Annotated in this window: 19 protein-coding genes and 1 tRNA gene; 3 read left to right on the plus strand and 17 right to left on the minus strand. The window is 50.5% G+C overall.

What is annotated here, in order from left to right; translation table 11 throughout:
• Positions 1-3 precede the first annotated feature (3 nt).
• Genes carA through glmS form a run of 3 tightly spaced genes read right to left on the minus strand, consistent with a single transcriptional unit; the run spans position 4 to position 4,855 of the window.
• Positions 4-1,080 (minus strand): glutamine-hydrolyzing carbamoyl-phosphate synthase small subunit, encoded by a 1,077-nt coding sequence (carA, locus tag C8275_RS11485; protein ID WP_022383414.1) that lies wholly within the window; start codon positions 1,078-1,080, stop codon positions 4-6.
• Positions 1,081-1,107: 27 nt separating this feature from the next.
• Entirely contained in the window at positions 1,108-2,994 is a 1,887-nt protein-coding gene (locus C8275_RS11490) for an amidophosphoribosyltransferase (protein ID WP_106485194.1), read from the minus strand.
• A 16-nt stretch (positions 2,995-3,010) separates the two neighbouring features.
• Positions 3,011-4,855 (minus strand): glutamine--fructose-6-phosphate transaminase (isomerizing), encoded by a 1,845-nt coding sequence (glmS, locus tag C8275_RS11495; RefSeq protein WP_022383412.1) that lies wholly within the window; start codon positions 4,853-4,855, stop codon positions 3,011-3,013.
• Between the two features lie 976 nt (positions 4,856-5,831).
• Between glmS and C8275_RS11505 the strand changes: the two genes are divergently transcribed.
• Complete coding sequence (locus tag C8275_RS11505) at positions 5,832-7,145, plus strand: NAD(P)-dependent oxidoreductase (protein WP_106485196.1); 1,314 nt, start codon at positions 5,832-5,834, stop codon at positions 7,143-7,145.
• Positions 7,146-7,238: 93 nt separating this feature from the next.
• On the opposite strand, the gene C8275_RS11510 is transcribed toward C8275_RS11505, so the two are convergent.
• The 5 genes from C8275_RS11510 to C8275_RS11530 are packed head-to-tail and all read right to left on the minus strand — an operon-like array spanning position 7,239 to position 10,483.
• Complete coding sequence (locus tag C8275_RS11510; RefSeq protein ID WP_106485197.1) at positions 7,239-7,811, minus strand: manganese efflux pump MntP family protein; 573 nt, start codon at positions 7,809-7,811, stop codon at positions 7,239-7,241.
• Complete coding sequence (locus tag C8275_RS11515; protein ID WP_234395760.1) at positions 7,808-8,551, minus strand: DUF6048 family protein; 744 nt, start codon at positions 8,549-8,551, stop codon at positions 7,808-7,810. Before C8275_RS11515 ends, C8275_RS11510 begins: the two co-directional genes overlap by 4 nt.
• On the minus strand, positions 8,517-8,987 hold the full coding sequence (locus C8275_RS11520) for a DUF6452 family protein (protein ID WP_157948263.1): 471 nt from the start codon (positions 8,985-8,987) through the stop codon (positions 8,517-8,519). Before C8275_RS11520 ends, C8275_RS11515 begins: the two co-directional genes overlap by 35 nt.
• Before the next feature lie 8 nt (positions 8,988-8,995).
• Positions 8,996-9,949 (minus strand): glycosyltransferase family 2 protein, encoded by a 954-nt coding sequence (locus tag C8275_RS11525; protein ID WP_106485200.1) that lies wholly within the window; start codon positions 9,947-9,949, stop codon positions 8,996-8,998.
• 42 nt (positions 9,950-9,991) lie between these two features.
• Positions 9,992-10,483, minus strand: coding sequence for a DUF4199 domain-containing protein (locus tag C8275_RS11530; protein WP_234395761.1), 492 nt, complete (start codon positions 10,481-10,483; stop codon positions 9,992-9,994).
• Between the two features lie 365 nt (positions 10,484-10,848).
• Between C8275_RS11530 and C8275_RS11535 the strand changes: the two genes are divergently transcribed.
• Positions 10,849-10,922: transfer RNA gene (locus tag C8275_RS11535), tRNA-Thr, on the plus strand.
• Between the two features lie 37 nt (positions 10,923-10,959).
• On the opposite strand, the gene C8275_RS11540 is transcribed toward C8275_RS11535, so the two are convergent.
• From C8275_RS11540 to C8275_RS11550, 3 genes are read right to left on the minus strand one after another with little or no spacing between them, the layout of a single operon-like run.
• Entirely contained in the window at positions 10,960-12,132 is a 1,173-nt protein-coding gene (locus C8275_RS11540) for a transposase (protein WP_234395762.1), read from the minus strand.
• Positions 12,133-12,142: 10 nt separating this feature from the next.
• Positions 12,143-12,502 carry a transposase gene (locus C8275_RS11545; RefSeq protein WP_106485202.1) on the minus strand — a complete coding sequence of 120 codons (360 nt, stop codon included), beginning with the start codon at positions 12,500-12,502 and terminating at the stop codon, positions 12,143-12,145.
• Positions 12,503-12,518: 16 nt separating this feature from the next.
• Positions 12,519-12,764, minus strand: coding sequence for a hypothetical protein (locus C8275_RS11550; protein WP_106485203.1), 246 nt, complete (start codon positions 12,762-12,764; stop codon positions 12,519-12,521).
• A 54-nt stretch (positions 12,765-12,818) separates the two neighbouring features.
• Here C8275_RS11550 and C8275_RS11555 point away from each other — a divergent pair, with 54 nt between their 5' ends.
• Positions 12,819-13,088, plus strand: coding sequence for a hypothetical protein (locus C8275_RS11555; protein ID WP_106485204.1), 270 nt, complete (start codon positions 12,819-12,821; stop codon positions 13,086-13,088).
• Here C8275_RS11555 and C8275_RS11560 read toward each other — a convergent pair.
• From C8275_RS11560 to surE, 6 genes are all read right to left on the minus strand, one after another.
• A complete protein-coding gene (locus C8275_RS11560; RefSeq protein ID WP_157948264.1) occupies positions 13,085-13,393 on the minus strand; it encodes a hypothetical protein in 309 nt (102 codons plus the stop codon). The genes C8275_RS11555 and C8275_RS11560 overlap by 4 nt on opposite strands.
• A 1,226-nt stretch (positions 13,394-14,619) precedes the next feature.
• Positions 14,620-15,681 (minus strand): DUF4831 family protein, encoded by a 1,062-nt coding sequence (locus C8275_RS11570; protein ID WP_106485207.1) that lies wholly within the window; start codon positions 15,679-15,681, stop codon positions 14,620-14,622.
• Between the two features lie 36 nt (positions 15,682-15,717).
• Positions 15,718-17,229: an NAD(P)H-hydrate dehydratase gene (locus tag C8275_RS11575; RefSeq protein ID WP_106485208.1), complete on the minus strand. Its 1,512-nt coding sequence runs from the start codon at positions 17,227-17,229 to the stop codon at positions 15,718-15,720.
• 140 nt (positions 17,230-17,369) lie between these two features.
• The gene (locus C8275_RS11580) at positions 17,370-18,140 is read right to left on the minus strand and encodes an amidohydrolase (protein WP_106625824.1); all 771 of its coding nucleotides are present in this window, start codon (positions 18,138-18,140) and stop codon (positions 17,370-17,372) included.
• 96 nt (positions 18,141-18,236) lie between these two features.
• Positions 18,237-19,376: a lipid-A-disaccharide synthase gene (gene lpxB / locus C8275_RS11585; RefSeq protein ID WP_106485209.1), complete on the minus strand. Its 1,140-nt coding sequence runs from the start codon at positions 19,374-19,376 to the stop codon at positions 18,237-18,239.
• A 3-nt stretch (positions 19,377-19,379) separates the two neighbouring features.
• Positions 19,380-20,150: a 5'/3'-nucleotidase SurE gene (surE, locus tag C8275_RS11590; protein WP_106485210.1), complete on the minus strand. Its 771-nt coding sequence runs from the start codon at positions 20,148-20,150 to the stop codon at positions 19,380-19,382.
• Positions 20,151-20,240: the final 90 nt, after the last annotated feature.

Raw genomic sequence — 20,240 nt, forward strand, 5'->3', positions numbered from 1 at the left:
GGATTAAAGGAGTTTCACAAAATCATCGAAAAGGAACTCGGTGTCGGTCGGTCCACTGGCTGCTTCCGGATGGAACTGTGCCGAGAACCAAGGTTTCGACTTGTGACGGATACCCTCATTGGAGCCATCGTTCATGTTGATGAAGAGCGGTTCCCAGTCAGCCCCCAACGTATTGTTGTCCACTGCATAGCCGTGATTCTGACTGGTGATGAAACACTGGTTGGTCCCGACCTTGCGCACCGGTTGGTTGTGGCTGCGGTGACCATACTTCAGCTTATAGATTTTAGCGCCGCCCGCCTTGGAGAGCAGCTGGTTGCCCATACAGATACCAAAGATAGGTTTGTCGGAAAGGCTCATCGCCTTGCGGATGTTCTGTACAGCCTCATCGCACGTATCCGGGTCACCGGGTCCGTTCGAGATGAAGAGTCCGTCGTACTCCAACGCCGTGAAATCATAGTTCCAGGGCACCCGGATGACTTCCACATCCCGTTTGAGCAGGCAGCGGATAATGTTTGACTTCACACCGCAATCCACCAGCACGACCTTCTTCTTGCCGGCTCCCTCGTTGTAACGCACTACCTCTTTGCATGAAACCTTGTCTACATAGTTGATGCCGCTGTACTGTGCTTCAGGGATGTTGTCGGGTTCATCGTCAAAGACAATCTTACCCATCATCACACCGTGCTCGCGCAGCACTTTGGTCAGCTCACGGGTGTCGATGCCCGTGATGCCGGGAACTCCCTCGCGCTTCAGCCAGTCAGCCAGACTCTCCACAGCGTTCCAATGGCTGTACTCATAGCTGTAATCGCTCACAATGATAGCTTCCGCATGGATTTTCTCACTCTCCATGAAGGTTGGCAGTCCATTGGGTTCAAAGGTAAACGGCGGCACACCGTAGTTACCGACCAAGGGATAAGTCAGCGTCATTAACTGCCCTGCATACGAGGGGTCTGTAAGACTTTCCGGATAGCCTGTCATGGCGGTGTTGAAGACTACTTCGCCGGCAACAGGCTTTTCATAACCGAATGATGTTCCGTGGAAGCGGGTTCCATCATCGAGGATTAGTGTTACATTTCTCATTTCAGATAGATATGTTATTATTCTTAATTAGAACTGATATACTTTTTCAATATAATTGATGAAGGCCTGGTTGAGCTGGCGCACACCGCCGGGTGTCGGATAGTCACCGCTGAAGTACCAGTCCCCGGTATGGTCGGGACAGGCTGCATGCAGTCCTTCCAGTGTCTGATAGACAATCTCCACCTTAGCATGAATGCCTTCGCCCTTGGTCAGCATCTCCACCATCTTGTTTGAGATTTCCTCATCGGTGAACGGCTCATAGATTTCCTTGACATAGTTCACCATCTTTTCTTTCGGCAGATGTTCCTGTGCCTTCGACTTCTTGTAAGCACGTTCGATGACGTCGCGCATGCCACGGTCTTCCAGCAGCTCCATCGCCGCACGGAAGGCAATGAACTCGCTCATCTTTGCCATATCGATGCCGTAGTAGTCCGGATAACGCACCTGAGGCGACGACGAGACGATGACAATCTTCTTCGGATGCAACCGGTCAAGAATATTTATGATACTCTGTTTCAGGGTTGTTCCGCGCACGATGCTGTCATCGATAATCACCAGATTGTCCTGATAAGGCACCAGACTGCCGTAGGTGATGTCATAGACGTGGGCAGCCAAATCATTGCGGCTGTTGCCTTCGGCTATAAAGGTACGCAATTTTATGTCTTTTATGGCAACTTTCTCGCTCCGAATGCGCATGGAAAGTATGCGATCCAGCTCACTCCGTGTCGGACGGTGCCCCAAAGCCTCGATTTCCTTTATCTTGAGATGGTTCAGATAGGTATCAAAACCGTCGAGCATACCGTAGAAGGCGACCTCTGCCGTGTTGGGGATATAGGAGAACACGGTGTGTTCCACATCATGGTTGACCGCTTTCAGGATGGGGTCCACGAGACGACGGCCCAGTTCCTTGCGTTCGTTGTAGATGTCCTTGTCGCTGCCCCGGCTGAAATAGATGCGTTCAAACGTACATTGCTTTTCTTCCTTGGGCTGGTTGATCTGCTCCACGCGCATCTCTCCCCGTTTGTTGACCAGCACGGCCTGTCCGGGACGCAGCTCGTGGACCTCCTCTACCGGGACGTTCAGGGCTGTCTGGATTACCGGACGTTCGGAAGCCAGGACAATGATTTCATCATCCTTGTACCAGAAAGCCGGACGGATTCCCCACGGGTCACGCAGGGCAAACGACTCGCCGCTGCCTGTCAGTCCGCAAATGACATAACCTCCATCCCACTCCTTGCTTGACGTACGGATGACATTCGTCAGGTCGATGTGGTCCTCGATGGCATGCGTCAGGTCGAGTCCGGTCCTTCCTTCCGCCTTGTATTGCTGGTAGAGCCGCTCCACTTCCCGGTCGAGCCGGTGGCCGACCTGCTCAAGCATGATGTAAGTGTCGGAATAGATGCGGGGATGCTGTCCGTCGGCTGTGAGACGGGCAAATATTTCATCGACATTCGTCAGGTTGAAGTTTCCGCAGAGCAACAGGTTCTTTGCCCGCCAGTTGTTCCGGCGAAGGAACGGGTGGACATAAGAAAGACCACTTTTACCGGTAGTCGAATACCTCAAGTGGCCCATATAGGTTTCCCCGGCAAAAGGCAGATAACGCTGCGCATAGTCGGCATCGTGCAACTGTTCGGGGGTCAAATCCTTGAAATGACTTTGGACGGACGCGAATATCTCCGTAATCGCCCCCGTGCCCAAAGCCCGCTCTCGAAACATATATTCTTCGCCGGGTTCGGCCTTCTGTTTCACGCAAGCCAAACCCGCTCCCTCTTGTCCGCGGTTGTGTTGTTTCTCCATCATCAGATAGAGTTTGTTCAAACCGTACATCCACGTACCATACTTCTCCTGGTAGTAGCTCAACGGTTTGAGCAAACGTATCATGACGACACCACATTCATGTTTCAGCTGTTCCATTTGTATTGTGTTTGAATTATTCTACGGTGACCGATTTAGCCAGGTTACGCGGCTGGTCGACATCCTTCCCTTTGCAGACGGCAATGTGGTAGGCTAGCAGCTGCAAGGGGATGGTGGTAATCAGCGGTTCGAGACACTCGATGATTTTCGGGATTTCGATGCAGTCGTCTGCGATGGCAGCTATCTCCGTATCGCCCTCCGACACCAGTGCAATCACCTTGCCTTTCCGCGCCTTTATCTCCTGGATGTTACTGATGATTTTCTCATACATGGCGTTCTTCGTTGCCACCACGACCACCGGCATCTCCGTGTCGATGAGGGCAATCGGACCATGCTTCATCTCGGCGGCAGGATAACCTTCCGCGTGTATGTAGGATATTTCCTTCAGCTTCAGGGCTCCCTCCAGCGCCACGGGATAGTTGTATCCGCGTCCGAGATAGAGGAAGTTGTGTGCATAGGTGAAGATGCGCGACAGCTCTGCAATCGCCTGGTTCTTCGACAGGACCTGCTTCATCTTGGCAGGCACCAGGTTCAGTTCCTGCACGATTTCAAGGAACTGTGAATCCTGGATGGCTCCTTTCTCCTTCGCCAGTGCCAGTGCCAGCATGGTCAGCACGGTGACCTGTCCGGTGAAGGCCTTCGTCGAAGCCACTCCGATTTCCGGACCGACGTGGATATACGAACCGGTGTGTGTGGCACGGGCTATGGACGAACCCACCACATTACATATACCATATATAAATGCGCCCCGCTCCTTGGCCAGCTGGACTGCTGCCAGCGTATCGGCCGTTTCTCCCGACTGGGAGATGGCAATCACCACATCTTCCGACGAGATGACCGGGTTGCGGTAACGGAACTCGGAAGCATATTCCACTTCCACCGGAATGCGGCACAGACTCTCGATCAGCTGCTTGCCAATCAGTCCTGCATGCCAGGAGGTACCGCAAGCCACAATGATGAAGCGGCGGGCGTTCAGCAGACGTTCCTTATGGTCGATGACAGCCGACAAGGCCACGTTGGTCGATTCGACATTGACGCGACCGCGCATGCAGTCGTTGATGCAGTCAGGCTGTTCGAAAATTTCCTTCAGCATGAAATGCGGATAACCGCCCTTCTCCAGTTGCCCGAGGTTCATTTCGATGGTCTGCACCTCCGGCTTCATCTTCACATTATCCAGGTCAACCACTTTCAGTTCCTGACCGCGACGCATGACAGCAATCTCGTTGTCCTCCAGATAGACCACCTTGTCCGTGTATTCGACAATCGGTGTGGCGTCGGAACCAAAGAAGAATTCATCCTGCCCGATTCCCACCACCAGCGGACTGCTCTTCCGTGCCACCAGGATGGTGTCAGGCTGACGACGGTCGAGCAACGCAATGGCATACGCTCCAATCACCTCATGCAGGGCCAGCTGCAGGGCGGTCAGCAAATCGAGCTTGTTGGAGAGCTGGACATACTCAATCAGCTGCACCAGCACTTCCGTGTCGGTATTACTCAGGAAGGTAACACCCTTCTGCTGAAGCCGTTCCTTCAACGTCGCGTAGTTCTCGATAATGCCGTTATGAATCAATGCCAGATTGCCCGATGAAGAATAGTGAGGGTGGGCGTTCACTTGGGAGGGTTCGCCGTGTGTTGCCCAACGGGTGTGGGCTATGCCGATGCTGCCTGAGGTATCCTTATCCTCAACAAAATGCTCTAAATCAGAAACTCTTCCTTTGGTTTTATATACGTTTAATTGGTCTTGACCGTTGATTAATGCCATCCCTGCGCTGTCGTAACCTCTGTACTCCAGCCGTTTCAAACCTTTCACGAGGACAGGGTAAGCATCTCTCTTACCGATATAGCCTACGATTCCACACATAACTTAATTTCATTCATTAATATTTGCGCAAAGATACAATATTCCCTCTATATATCCGGCAAACGTACGAAATTATTTAATAATTAATTCCACTTCCGCAGGTCGGCACTTCCACAAGTTCCAGCCGTCACTCTTCCTGTCATTCTGTCAAAACGTCAAACGAACCGCTCCACAGTGCCCGTTTTCAGTCCCAAGGACAGGTCTGCTTGCAAAGAAAGCATTCTCAGGCGATTTGCAAAATACACTTTGTCGTTCTTTTGGCGCAAAGCATATCTTCAGGATGGATTAGACGAAAGATTGAGAGGCTTATGTCCTGCTGTCAGGAACAGAACCGTACAAAGTAATAGTTGGAAAATCTCATCCTGACACACAAACTGGAGGTGAACGAATGTTAAGTGGAAGGCTCAATTGTTAAAGGAAAGAAGATTCCTTACATTTACTCGTCAAACACTTGTGTTCGGCATGCCAAACAATATTGTTTGATGCGTGAAACAATATTGTTTGGGAGTGTTAACGATATTGTTTCACGAGTGAAACACATGTGTTCTGCTGCATAAACATTCGTTTTACCCGACCGGAAGGAATAAATATGCGGCAACTTCCGCATGAATATTCTTAAAAGAACCTACTTTTCCCGATTTCTCCAAAGTGCGCGTTAGCTGAAAAGTATATTTTGACCGATTTTGTCAAGCAAACAGACTGTTTTGCTTACATCATGCTTGCAGAGCATGAAGCGAAACGTAGGGCATTCCACAAACACCTTCAACCTAAAGAGCTTGCTCCTGATACAGCGCCGGACCGTGAGTGGATTGAAGAGCGACCGGAGATTTATCCGGACCTTTTGCTGAATTAAGAAAAAGAATGGCAAAAAAAGAGTAATAAGTTGTGATTTTTTCATGGAAAAGTAATACAGGTATGCAAAAAAGCAGTACTTTTGCAAAGTCGAGATTACAAAATAAAGGTTATAGTTTAAATTATGACAACAACAGACAAGACCTTTCAAGAAATAAATGAAAGTTACACCATCAGCGAAGCAATAGCGGAAGCCAAACGCTGTCTGAACTGCAAGAATCCGTTGTGCAAGAAAGGATGCCCGATTGAACACGACATCCCGGGATTCATCCATCAGCTCTCCATGGGTAATATGGGAGCTGCCATGAGCATCATCAACGAGAGAAGCAACCTTCCTGCTATCTGCGGACGTGTGTGCCCCCATGAAAAACAGTGCCAGGGCCACTGCGTGCTCTATGCCAAAGGTAAAGGCATCCAGGTCGGCAAGCTGGAGCGCTTCATCGCCGACTTTGATACTGAGATGAATCTGATCCGTGAACGCTTGCCGCAAAAGACCCGTGGCAAGGTAGCTGTCATCGGTTCAGGACCTGCCGGACTGACCGTTGCCGGAGACTTGGCACGCCACGGCTTCAACGTGACGATTTTTGACGGACAGGAGGAAGCCGGCGGCGTCCTGATGTACGGTATCCCCGAATACCGTCTGCCGAAAGCCGTCGTACGCAAGGAGATTGAAAAGATCGAGGCACTGGGCGTCTCGTTTGAACTGAATTGCATGGTGGGCAAGGACATCACTGTCGACGAAATGTTTGCCAAAGGATTCGATGCCATCTTCATCGGGACCGGTACCGCCCTCCCCAAGTCGCTGGACATTCCGGGTGCCAAGCTGCGTGGCGTCGTACAGTCGTCCTACCTGCTTCACATGGTGAGCATCTATAACCAGAATACCATCAGCCGCGACCGCGTACCGTTGATTGCCGGAGAGCATGTGGGTGTCATCGGCTGCGGCAACGTTGCCATGGATGCTGCCCGCACGGCAGTCCGCATGGGTGCCGCCAGCGTCAGTGTCATCTACCACCGGACGGAAGCGGACATGCCTGCCATCCAGAGTGAATACCAGGAGGCAGTCAAGGAAGGGGTGAAATTCCTGTGGGAGACCTCTACGCAGGAGTTCATCGGCGACGAGGAAGGCCACGTGAAGGCGATCCGCGCCACGACCCCTCAAGGCGAACAAATCATCCCGTTCGACCGTATCTACCTCGCCATCGGCTCACGCCCAGCCAACCGCATCGTGTCGACCACAACGGGCATCGATGTCGACGAGGCGGGATACATCATCGTCAAAGACCGTCCCTTCGGTATGACCACCCGCAAAGGTGTGTTCGCCGGCGGCGATGTGGTCCACCACCCTCAGACGGTCGTGCTTGCCATGAAAGCTGCCAAGCAGGTGGCTGCCGGCATCGAACAGTACGTCGACGCCATCAAGCTGCTGGAGAGCTGAACAACCAACGTACCTACTTATACATAATATCTATTTTGAGAAAGAGGATGCTTCCCGCTGCGGGGGCATCCTCTTTTCTGTGTGCGGGGACTTCTATCCCCCATACAAGTGGGTATAGAGAATCTTCAGTCCGATACCTATCAGCAGGATTCCGCCCAGACGTTCCACCGGGAAGTGGAAACGTTTGCCGGCAAAGATGCCGATCATGAATCCGGCAAAGGCAAGGACCAAAGAGACCAGGCCGATAATTGTTACAGGTTGCCAGATGTCGGCAAGGACACGATAGCCGATGCAGGAGAAGGAGATGCCTACTGCCAGGGCATCGATGCTGGTTGCCACCGACAGAGCCAGGGTCACCTTCAGGCTGTTGGGATTGAAATGCTTCTCTTCCTCGGGCTTGAAGCTCTCGTAAATCATCTTTCCACCCAGGAAAGTCAGGAGTGTGAAGGCTATCCAGTGGTCACACTGTTCCACCAGTCCGCTGAAACGGGCTGTCGCCACCCAGCCCAGGAAAGGCATGAAGGCCTGAAACAGCCCGAAAGAAAAAGAGGTCAAGATGATTGTCCGCCAGTAAATACGTTTCAAAATGATGCCGCTGGCTATGGAGACGGTCAGACAGTCCATCGCAAGGCCAACGGCAAGTAACCACAATTCGAAATAGGTCATCGCTTCTTGTTCAACGGTAAATAATAAATGATGTTATAGGAGAAACCGAACAACACATCGTCTTTCACTCCGTAACCGGGAATGTAGTGAGGCTCGGCATTGGGATGCTCGGTCGAGCTTAACAGCCGTTTGTAACGGACGGACCAACCCATGTGCAGATTTTTCCATACCTGGGCACGGATGCCTGCCACCAGTTCCAGCCACTGTGCCGTGCAGGAAAGGCCTTCGTAATGGAACGGCACGCTGCCTCCCCACACAGGGTCCTGCAAGTCGGGTGCACTGATGTCGAAACTGAACGAGGAGAACCCGTAACGCAATCCTCCGTAAATGATGCTGTAGGTGTCCTTCTTATGCATGAAGTTGTAGTTCATGCCGACGCGGAAATAGGGTGCACTGGTCTTGTAGGCAATCTCCTTGTCCTCGTCCACCATGTCACTGCTACCGAAGCCGACTTCCACGATAGGCATGTACCGGTTGAGCAGATTGACCTCGGCAGCTACCTCGCCACTGATATACGTGCCACCGAACAGCTTGTTGCCCACTCCTACCAGGTCGGTCGAGATGCCGATGCCCTGTAAGAACGGCTTTTTCTCTTCACCTTCCCTGGAAGCCGCCACAGCCTTGCGCACCTCCTGCTTCGTCTGCGAAGCTCCGGACGTGTCGACTACCGGTTTCTGCGCCCACAGGGAAAGGGGAAACAGCAGACTAATTGTTAGGAAGATAGACTTTGATATGTTCATTCGTGTCATAAGTTACATCGGGATTGACAATCGTGATGGAATCGAAGATGCGATGTGCACACCCTACAGCATCGATGTGGTGATACATGCCTGTACCGCACTCCATCGAAATGAAGTGTGGGATATTCTGATGAGTGACGTAAATGGTGTCGAACAGCGTTTCGCTGAGATGAACGATGAACGTGTCTTCCGTGTTCGTATAGCTCAAAGGAAGCTGCATCAGCTGCATGTTGTTTTCCTGATTGATAAGTACGGAATCCACTCCCGTCGTCGTGACCGTCACGGGTTCGGTAAAGGCGACTGCCACCCCGTTGCCATTGTAAAATCCGTAATTCACATAGGCCGTATTGCTGACCGTGCAGTCGGTGTCATTGCACGCTCCGGCAAGAAGGAGCAACAGACCGAAGGCGAGTCCCTGTAGTGCAGATGCTTTCATACCTTTCATCAGATTTCCTTTTCTACCTTATAGTTATTGCGTTCGGGGGCATTGCGCGTCACCAGTTCACCGACAAAGCCTGCCAGGAACAGTTGTGTCCCGATAATCATTGCCGTGATGGCGAAATAGAAATAGGGCGAGTCGGTCACCAGACGATAGGGCTGCCCGCTGTACATGGCATAAAGCTTGTTAAAGCCCAGGACGGCACAGGAGATGAAGCCCAACAGGAAAACAATCGACCCGAGAAAGCCGAACATGTGCATCGGCTTCACCCCGAACTTTGACAGGAACCATAACAGGAGCAGGTCCAGGTAGCCGTTGAAGAAGCGGTTGAGTCCGCCAAACTTGGTCTTGCCGAACTTGCGTGCCTGATGGTGCACAACCTTTTCCCCGATTTTGGAGAAGCCTGCATTCTTTGCCAGGTAAGGGATGTAGCGGTGCATCTCGCCATAGACCTCGATGTTCTTCACCACCTCACGCCGATAGGCTTTCAGTCCACAGTTGAAGTCGTGCAGGTTATGTATGCCCGAGACAGCCCGCGCCGTCGCATTAAAAAGCTTTGTCGGAATCGTTTTCGACAAGGGATCGTAACGTTTCTTCTTGTATCCCGACACCAAGTCGTAACCCTCTTCCGTAATCATGCGGTAGAGCTCGGGAATCTCGTCGGGACTATCCTGCAAATCAGCATCCATGGTGATGACCACATCGCCTTCCGCCTTGCGGAACCCACAGAACAACGCCGGCGACTTCCCATAGTTCCGGCGGAACTTAATACCTTTCACACAAGGCGATTCCGCACGCAGACGCTCGATGACCTCCCAGGAACGGTCGGTACTTCCGTCATTGACAAAAATGACCTCATACGTAAAATGATGAGCTGCCATCACCCGTTCAATCCAGGCGAACAGTTCAGGCAACGATTCCTCCTCATTGTAGAGAGGAACGACAACGGATATATCCATAATCTAGTAGTTCGATTTCGTTTTGACACGGTCCATCCCTTCCTAACGCCCCACGGCTTTCCGACGCATGGTGAGCAAGGCAGTAGGCAGGGACAAGAGGATGCCGTAAAATATGTTTTGTGATAAAAGTTGCATGGCAAGTTGGATGGGAGTCAGTTCATAAAACACATCGAGTGCATGTTTGATTTGCGTCATCTGAGCCTGCATGGCAGGTTCGTCTTTGACAAGTTCCAACTGTGCTGCCACACGTGTGTATATGAAACCGTTATCAAGGAACTGGAAATAGAGGTAGTGTCCTACAGCCGTCAGCAGGGATGCGAAGAGATAAATCTGAAAGGCAAACACCAACGCGGAGAAAAAAGGATAATCGCCCTCACATTGGCGACCGAACGAACGGGACATGAGAAACACGATGACCGGCACGGCACATGTCAACAGGAGGAACAGCAAAGCAAGGGGGGAAAAGACCAGTCCGAGGGGAAGCAAGGCAAACTTCAGGATCCAGAAAAGACCCATGTATGTCCCATAAAGCATGGCTGTTTGCTGCAAATTGTTTCGTTGTGATGCCATTTAGTCTTCAATCTATCATGTGTGCGTGCAAAAATAGTACTTTTTCATCAAGCAACAAAAACTTATCCCTGACAAAACCTCGCCCCTCTTCCTCCGTCCGGTCCTCCCATACAAAAGTAAATCCGAGGTCGTTTACAAAGTGTCTGACAATCAAGGCAAGTGTAATTTCCTTGTAGAAAATGTTACATAAACACTTGTTGTATTAGAAAAAATATCTACCTTTGCAGCCGGGTAAGTCCTATACGGCCAGCTCCCTTCGAATCCTCCAGGGCTTGATCGCAGCAAAGGTAGTTGGTTGTAGCGGCGCGATATAGTTAGCTTACCCACCTGCCTCTTTAGCTCAGTTGGCCAGAGCACGTGATTTGTAATCTCGGGGTCGTTGGTTCGAATCCGACAAGAGGCTCTCCAAGAGAATGTCTTCCAACGGGCATTCTCTTTTTTTATATCCATTCCGGCGGCATGGGCTCAGTTTGTTTTCCTGGGGATTTAACAATTTCAAGCAAAAAGTTTCGCCAGTCTAAAGAGGAAGAATTTAGTATCTGCCACCCCTCTAAATCTCTAAATGTAGCTCTAAGCTGTTTGATTTTTGCATTAAAAGCTTCAGCGGCTGCATTGGTCAGTCTCTCATCAAAGAAGTTCAATATTCTTTCATAGTGGTTGGAAAAAGTCTTGATGATGGTATTAAATTGTGGATATTCCCATTTCTCAACCTGGTTGAACCATAATGCCATTTTGACTCTTGCCACATCCTTTTCATACGGAGTAGAGTAAATTCTACCGAGTTGCAAGGAGAGGTAATAGAACTCTTTAAGGTCATGAAAATACTTAAACAGAAGGTCGGCACGCTGCCTTTGCGAGGGGGACCAGTCTTCGGGATTTTTAAAAAGGAGATATCGGCTTCGTACCAATAACTGTTTGNGTTGCAAGGAGAGGTAATAGAACTCTTTAAGGTCATGAAAATACTTAAACAGAAGGTCGGCACGCTGCCTTTGCGAGGGGGACCAGTCTTCGGGATTTTTAAAAAGGAGATATCGGCTTCGTACCAATAACTGTTTGAGTGTATCCCCATTGGATAGTATGAGAGGTTGATAAGGGAGCTTCTGCTTCTTTGCTTCTTTCATTTTCCGGTTTTCATCCTCCATTACCTGCCAGCGGTATTGGACCCGTAAATCCTGTAAGGCCTCCTTAAACTCTTTCTGTACATGAAAACGGTCAATAATCTGTTTGGCCAAAGGGAAGCAGGTTCTGGCAATTCTGGCCATACTTCCGGCCATATCCAACGTAATAGTTCGCACACCACGACGCCTGCCCTCAGGAAGATGCCTGAGTAGAAGATTGCATATATCCTCGCTCCTGGTACCTTTGAGCATCGCCACAAGAGTCCCCTTCCGACCATGCCCCGCCTTATTGGTTATGATCGTGTAGAGTTCTCCATTGCTTAGTGAAGTCTCATCTATGGACAAGTGAGGACCCATGTTTTGAGGAAAACACATGTATTCCTCTGCATGAGGAAGATGACGCCACTGGCGGAAGTCACTTAAACGATTCTTATAGTAATCTGTGAGTTTCTTGTCGTCGAGTCTGTAAAGCTCTGCAAGGGACTTGATACTCACATTGTGTGTATCAACGTAATTCTTTTAAAAAAGCACCAAATTCCTTGGTGATATGAGTGCCTTCGGCTACCAGTTGCCAATTGCGACTATACGTCTTTCCATCACGGGGATCTTCCCAACGCCGACGTTTTATTCGCAGATAGACGGTACGATCACGCGCAGGAAAGTCGGTTATGGTTATTTCCGGATAAAAACCCTTGGAGACCAGTGGTAAGTGAGAATACTCGGAAGGTACAGACTTGGATTCCTCCAGACAAATTATATAATAAGAACCCATATCGGAATAGTCTACGATATCGAAATAATCCAAAATTCCTTTGGGAAGGAATAAAGACAAAACGGATTTATAATCTATGGCTTTATGTTTCATATGGCAAAGATAAGATTTATCTGACATTTGTTAAATCCCCAAGAAAACAAACTGAACCGCGACATGACGGCAAGCTCGACTGCAAGCCCTGGAACAGTGTCACCAGCCCGTTGAACTTCAGCAGGGAATCGCGCAGCCGCTTGCCCTTCGTCTCGGCAATGCCCAGCTCCTGGGCGAAGTGCTTGACATCGGTCGTAGCCTCGACGATGTGTTCTTTCCCGTCAATGGAAAGCTTGATATTAAATTTTACGTCTTTAGACATTGCTTTTCTGATTTTTATTTCTTATGTTTGCGACAAACCAAAACCTTTAGCCCCATGAGAACTATTGAATTCGGTTATTTTCTTGTCCTGATAGGAGTGATATTCGCTATTTCTCTTTTTCTCGTTCAAAGCACGGATGCCGTTTTTAATTGCGGCGTCGCGTCGTTTATCTTTATCGCAGTCGGTTACTTCCTTGTCTCCATAGACCCTCGAGACCTCAAAGAAGACTGGGAGGTCAAAGAGATTGAGGAACGTTGGGCGGAAAAGAAACGTGCCAGGGAGCAGCGCCGCCTGCAGAAGCAAAACGGCAAAGCGAAGCACTAAACCCGTTTAGCCAGTTCCTCGAAGCGTCGCTTCTGCTCCTCTCGGCTCATCACTACCCGGTCAGCACCCCGCTTTTCCTTCTTCTCATCCCAGGGCAACGGCCAGAACCGCTGCACCGTGGTCTTGTGCTTCATGTACGGACCGCTCAGCGTGTATGCCAGTGCCCGCGTCTGTTCCCACGACTCGCGGCTGTCTGCCTCCCGGGTCTTGGCATGCGCCTCACAGACCGCGCTGAACTCGTCGGGGGTCATCCGCTCAAAGTCATCCAACCGCATCCCGACACAGCCCAGCGCGTATCCCAACAACCCGGCTATGGTCGGGCTTTCTTTTTTTTTTACTCCTGCATCCTTCTCGATATACGAAGTGGCTCAGAGCTCAGCTTATACAAATCCTATACCCTATTCCAGTTTGCCAAAAAGAATATAATCCAAATAAAAAAACAAGTCAAATTATATGCAAGAGACGGACCGGACTACTATATTTGCAGTTATTAGAACTTTTGTCAAATATTAAAATCTAAATAGTATGCCTATCGGATGTGTACTTTGGATAATCTTAATAGCTATTTTTGCTATCAACCAGCTGGGTTGGGGGTGGGTTATCTGCATGCTGGTGGTGAGTGCAATTGGAGCTCTTCTCTCTCACCGCTATCCGCTCATAAAAAACAAAAGACAGAGAAACTACACAAAAAAGAAAAGAAGAAACAACATAAACAAGAAATAAGTTCCTTCGTGCAGATGCAATTTGATGTATCAGTCCACAAAGCAAGGGCAGCCTTGAAGTTTTAGAGCTATTGACAAATTGTCAAATGAAGCCCCTTAGTAGCGACTGTCCTACGGCAAAACTCCGGATTGATACATTCCAAAGGCTTTTTCAGGCAGTTTGCAACATACGCATTGACGAACATTCTGACTGGATAACGTCACGATGGTATGCTTTCAGCTCTAAGACTCACATACTGACCCCTGACCATCCGGAATTCCACACTTGATGTCACCATCCGACTATTCTGCAAGCTCCTCCTTCCAGAGAAGGAAACTCAAAACAATCCACTCGAACGCCTCATCCGAGAGACATTTCATCGCAAAACAGCAGGGTTGGAAGCAGGAAACTCCCCAAAATCCCGCAGCAATTTTCCAAATCGGGCGTACGAAAGAAGAGTATTCCGGGCACGTTTTGCCCATAGCATGGGAATAAGATGTATAGTTTTCTAAAATATCAGGAGAATATCGACGTTTCTGTTAAACGGAATTAGTAATTCAATATCAGATTACCAAGAGGCTGAAAAGCGAAAGTCAGCAGAAATAGTCGGAAGAAGACTTTCTGCAAGCAAAATGAGAATTATCCCCTCCATGTGTCAAACTTCAGAAAAGGACTTCCGGAGACGGAACCAATAAAAAATACACAAAGGTGTGAAGATACAGAGTGAAATTAACGAAATGGACAAAATGGATAAAATACATCTTCTCCCTGTCTCTTCAGCGCCTTTGTGTCATGCTTTTAACCCAACGGTCTAATGACCGAGTCGGATTTAATTTTCGTCAGCAGTAATCTTAAGCACCCCACCGGTAGTCGGGTCGAACATGACCTGGGTAGTGGTCTTCTTGTCAAAGAGCTTCTTGCTCAATATTTCACGATTGCCGAACTGCGCAAAAGGCAGCTCGCCTTCATAGTATTTCTCTTTTCCCTGGAACACCGTGACATGAGCTTTTCCGGGGACATTGTAGACTACCCCTTCCAGCTTCTTCTTTGCCTTTTCCTCCGGAGACGCCATGGGAACCGTATTTCTATTTTCCAAAGATACATACACAGGCTCACCTGCCAGGTTGTTTGCCCCCACAACCCCCAGACGCTTTGAAAAACGGAACAGCACCTCCTTGTCTATATTTCCCGTCGGGAGAAGCGTCAGGTTAAACTTCTTCGTCTCCGTCACGGTCGTTCCTTCAAAGAGCTGCAGCAGGGCAGCTTCCTGACGATTCAGGTTGGCAAGCATGATTTTCAAGGATTCTCCATCCGTAGGCATGTAGTCAGCCTGTCCCCGCGTCAAGCTGTTCTTGCTTTCGCGTATGTTATAGATTTCCTTGGCAGTCAGCTCCGCCATCTTGGCGGTAGAACCAGCCATGAGTATCTCCTCGGTCATGTAATCACGCGGATTCACCGGAGCTTGCGGAGTCTCCGAAGCAGGCTCTTCACCCGAGCCCTCAGCCAACGTATTGTGTGTGTTTATCGCTTTCAGAATACCGTCAGGCGTCAGCTCCACCAACGAGGCAACGGTCTTGTCCTTCAACTCGATGGTATAAGCCTGGTCCTTATCGGGAGTCCCCACCGGGACTACCTTGACTTCCTTTATTTTCCATTGCTCATACGCCTGTGCGGAAACGCCTGTCAGACGCAGGTATTTCTCGGCATAGCGACAAAAGTCGCCGGGGGTAAACACTGTCTTCTCCGCCACCACCGTAATGCTGAGGGTGGTCTGGGGCAAGAAGTAGGTCACTCCTTCCTCATTTTGTCCCGGAGCATAGCCACTGACACGCGTCTGCGCACTTGCCGACAGAGACAAAAGCAATGCAAAAGCAAATAATCCTGTTTTCATATCATTATGGCTTAGAATGGTTTTTAAAGAATCGTTTCATCGTTCAAGCTGCTTCCATGCTTCCGGCAGATGGTCGACCAGACTTCCGGCAGTCATGGCAATCCGACTTTCTGCCTCGGCAGCCAGGTCTCCGGCAAGACCGTGTACGTATACACCCAACCGGCAAGCATCAAACGAATCATATCCCTGCGCCAGCAAGGCAAGCAAAATGCCCGTCAACACATCGCCGCTTCCTCCGGTAGCCATACCGGGATTGCCCGTCGGATTGAAGACGACCTCTCCTTCGGGAGTGACGATGGCCGTCCAGGCTCCTTTCACCACGATATACACCTGATGGGCTGCAGCCAGTTCCTTCGCCTTCGTCAATCGTTCATACGTGTCACTGCACGTACCGACCAGCCGTTCCAGCTCTTTCGGATGCGGGGTGAGGATACTGCCTTTCGGCACTTGTGACATCCAGGAATGGTTGAGCGAAAGGATGTTGAGTGCATCAGCATCAAGCACCATCGGTGTGGAGGTTATCTGAAGCTGTTCAATCAGAGCCTCAGCCGTCTCCATAGCCTTTCCGAGTCCCGGACCTACCCCGACTGCCTCGTAAGAATCTGCTTCCGTAGCCGTCGTGAAGCACTCGTCGCTATAATCGTGATCGATCATGGCTTCAGGCACACTCGTCTGCACAATGTCATTGTTACGCAAGGGAACATGGACCGTCAACAGCCCCACCCCACTGCGCAGGCAGGCACGGGCAGCCAGAATGGAAGCTCCTGCCATACCGAACTTCCCGGCAATAAGCAGCGCATGACCGTAATCCCCTTTGTGGGAGAACCGTCCGCGTGGACGCAAGAGGGAAGCCACTTCATCCTTTTCAAGAATATGGAAAGGAGTCTGTGCCTCTTTCAGGAAACCGGGCAACAAACCGATGTCAAGCACCTCCACATCCCCCAGCAGTTCCTCATTCTCCGAGAAGAGGAAAGAAAGCTTGATCTGACCGATAGTCAGCGTCAGATCCGCACGGATAATGAACGTGCGCTGGTTGTATGTATTGTCCTCGCACATCAGTCCTGAAGGGATGTCAATGGAGACGACCTTGGCAGGTGACTGATTGATATAATTCACCACGGCGGCAAAACCTCCGCTCAGCGGCTTGTTGAGTCCCGAACCAAACAGTCCGTCAATCACGATGTCCCCCTCAGAAAGCCGGGGAGGGTCAAAGTTCTTGGTAACCTCTTCAAACTTCACGTTGTCGCACATCTGCAACAGGTCACGGTTGGTGGTGCAGTCATCCGACAGATGTCCGGTGGTATTGAACAAGTAAGCCTCTACGGCATATCCCTTTTCCGAGAGCATGCGTGCCACGGCAAGCGCATCACCTCCGTTGTTCCCCGGTCCGGAAAACACTTTTACCGGTGTGGTGTTGTCCCACCGGCGGGCGATGGCAGCTGTAATGGCTTGTGCTGCACGTTCCATAAGGTCAATGGATGCAATGGGCTCCTGTTCGATGGTATATTGATCCCATTCCTTGATTTGAGAATTAGTCAGTATTTTCACTTTTATAGGGTCTTTAGTCTGTTTGGGGTGTAAAATTACTATTTTAGCCTTATACCGTCTTCCTTTTTCAGTACAAAATTAGAAACTGTTTCGAATTTACTTCCGCAAATCCAAAGCGCAGGTGACAAGCGGCAAGGCGTCTATCCATTTTCTTCGAATGTGAAGGCATCTCCATCCTCCAGGACCGGAAATTTCCGCCGGAATGCCTCCAGCCGCTCCCGGTCAAGCACCGCCGTAGCAAATCCTTCCTGTCCGTCTACACAGGATGCGATGACTTTGCCATACGGATCAATCACCCGGCTATGTCCGTCATAGGCGGCAACGGGATCGTGTCCCACCCGGTTGGATGCCAGCACATAACATTGGTTTTCCAAGGCACGTGCATCCAGCAACGCATCCCAGACCCGGATTCGCGGCACCGGCCAGTTTGCCACATAGAGGGCTACCTCATAATCACCGCGGTTCCGTGCAAAGACAGGGAAACGCAAGTCATAACATACCTGAAGCAGGAAACGCCATCCGCGGAACTCCACGACAACCCGTTTCTGTCCCGGGGCATAGACCTTATCCTCTCCACCATACGTAAACAAATGGCGTTTGTCATAAGCCTCCACGGAGTGAGGCATCACAAAGAAGAACCGGTTGTAGAACCTGCCGTCCGCTTCCACCGGCAGACTGCCTGCCAGGGCTGCATCCAGCCGGACAGCCCACTGACGCATCCATTCCAAGGTATCCTCCGCCGTAGCGGCTACTCCCGGAAGACCGGGCTGCATGCAGAACCCGGTAGCAAACATCTCAGGAAGCAGATAGATATCGCTTGACGGAGCGTCTCTCAAAAGCGACTCCAGGTGTTCGCGGTTGGCTGCAGCATGACACCAGACGATATCGGTCTGCAACACCGTTGCCCGCAGCTGGTTCCGGGACTCGTCTGTCCTGATACCATCGTGCCTTTCAAATTCTGTCGTACTCATATCAATCAATCCGCATTCAGTGACTAAGGGAATATCTCAACTACGCCCGCGCAACACATCGAGCATCTGGCGCGCAGCCTTTTCCGAAGCGCCCGGAGCACCTAAAAGATTGATAATTCGGTCGTATTCATCCAACATCTTCCGGCGTTCGTCTCCACCGAGCAAACGCCTCAGTTCACGTTGCATGTTCTCCACGGTCATGGTATCCGCCACCAGCTCGCGTACCACCTCCCTGCCGGCAATCAGATTGACCAGCGAAATGTATTTCACCTTCAAGACATGCCGCCGCAAGAAAGAGATGACCTTGCCGATGGGCGTATGGTAACACACCACCTGAGGCACACGGAACAAAGCGGTCTCCAGCGTCGCTGTCCCCGAAGTAACCAGTGCCACATGGGCATTGGCAAGGAGCGGATAGGTCTGTCCGTAAACGACCTTTACCGGTGTTCCCTGAATGAACTCACCGTAATAGAAGGGGTCAATACCGGGTGCACCTGCCAATACCATCTGATACTCCGGAAAAGCCGAAGCCGCACGTATCATGTCGGGCAAATTGTCCTTGATTTCCTGCTTGCGGCTACCTGCCAGCAGGGCGATAATGGGACGCGAAGGGTCAAGTCCGTTGGCACGCAGAAACTCTGCCCATGTCTCCGAAGTGGTTTCCCGGAATTTAGCCACAGCATCCACACACGGATTGCCCACATAGTGAATGGGATAGTCATACTTCCGATAAAAATCCACTTCAAAAGGAAGAATGGAAAAGAGCTCGTCCACATCCCGCTTGATATTCTTGATGCGATACGTCTTCCACGCCCAGATTTTAGGGGAGATATAATAGAACACGGGAATCCGGGTCTTTGCCCTGACAAACTTGGCAATGCCCAGATTAAAGCCGGGATAGTCCACCAGGATCACCACGTCGGGATGCCACTGTACGATGTCCTCTTTACACAGACGCATGTTGGCAAAAATGGTAGGCAAATGGAGCAGTACCGGGATAAAGCCCATGTATGCCAATTCACGGTAATGCTTCACCCGCTTGCCTCCCACGGCGGTCATCAGATCTCCTCCGAAAAAACGGAAGTCCGCCTCCGGGTCTTCCCGGCGTATGGCTGCCATCAGGTTGGATGCATGCAGGTCACCCGATGCCTCGCCGACAATCAAATAATACTTCATAAGCTAAATATCCAGATTCCAGTCTTTCATTTGTTCCATCATCTCGTAGGCCGTCACGTCAATCTTGACGGGGGTAATGGCGACGTAACCGTTGTTCAACGCCCAGACATCAGAGTCCTCGCCTTCATCATCGCTCTGAAAGGAACCGGTCAACCAGTAATAATGTGTCTTATAAGGATGCGGACAATCCGCCCACTCATTGTGCCATCCTCCCCGCGTCTGCCGGCAGACCTTCACACCCCGGAAGGAAGGAGTCAACGGGAAATTGACATTCAGACAGACTCCACCGGACAAACCATGCCGCAGGACTTCCTTTGTGATGCCTTGGACATAGGCTGTCAAGGGAGCAAAGTCGGCGTCAGGGTCATGGTCGCACAGTGAGAAGCCGATGGAAGGGACCCCCTTCATACATCCCTCGAGCACTACTCCCATCGTACCGGAATAGTGGACATTGACAGCCGAATTATCGCCATGATTAATTCCACCGATGACCACATCCGGACGCCTCGGCAACGCATCGTGCATGGCGAGCTTGACACAGTCGACCGGAGTGCCCGAACAGGCATAAACTGTCAATCCTTCTTCCCGATGATAAAGCGCATAGTGCACCGGAGACTTCGAAGTCAACGAACAGGCAGCCCCGGAACGCGGAGAGTCCGGTGCCATGACAACCACCTCTCCCAGCGGACGGAGCATGCGTATTAATTCATTGATTCCTTTGGCCGTAACGCCATCATCGTTTGAGACTAATATCAGTGGAGATTCATTCTTCATACCTTATATATTATGTTTGCGGGCAAAAGTACGAAAAATAGCCAGCCCGCGAACAGCTTATAGGAATATTTCTTAATCTGCGTGAAAGGC

The sequence above is a fragment of the Bacteroides sp. Marseille-P3684 genome, from assembly GCF_900291465.1.
GTDB lineage: Bacteria > Bacteroidota > Bacteroidia > Bacteroidales > Bacteroidaceae > Phocaeicola_A.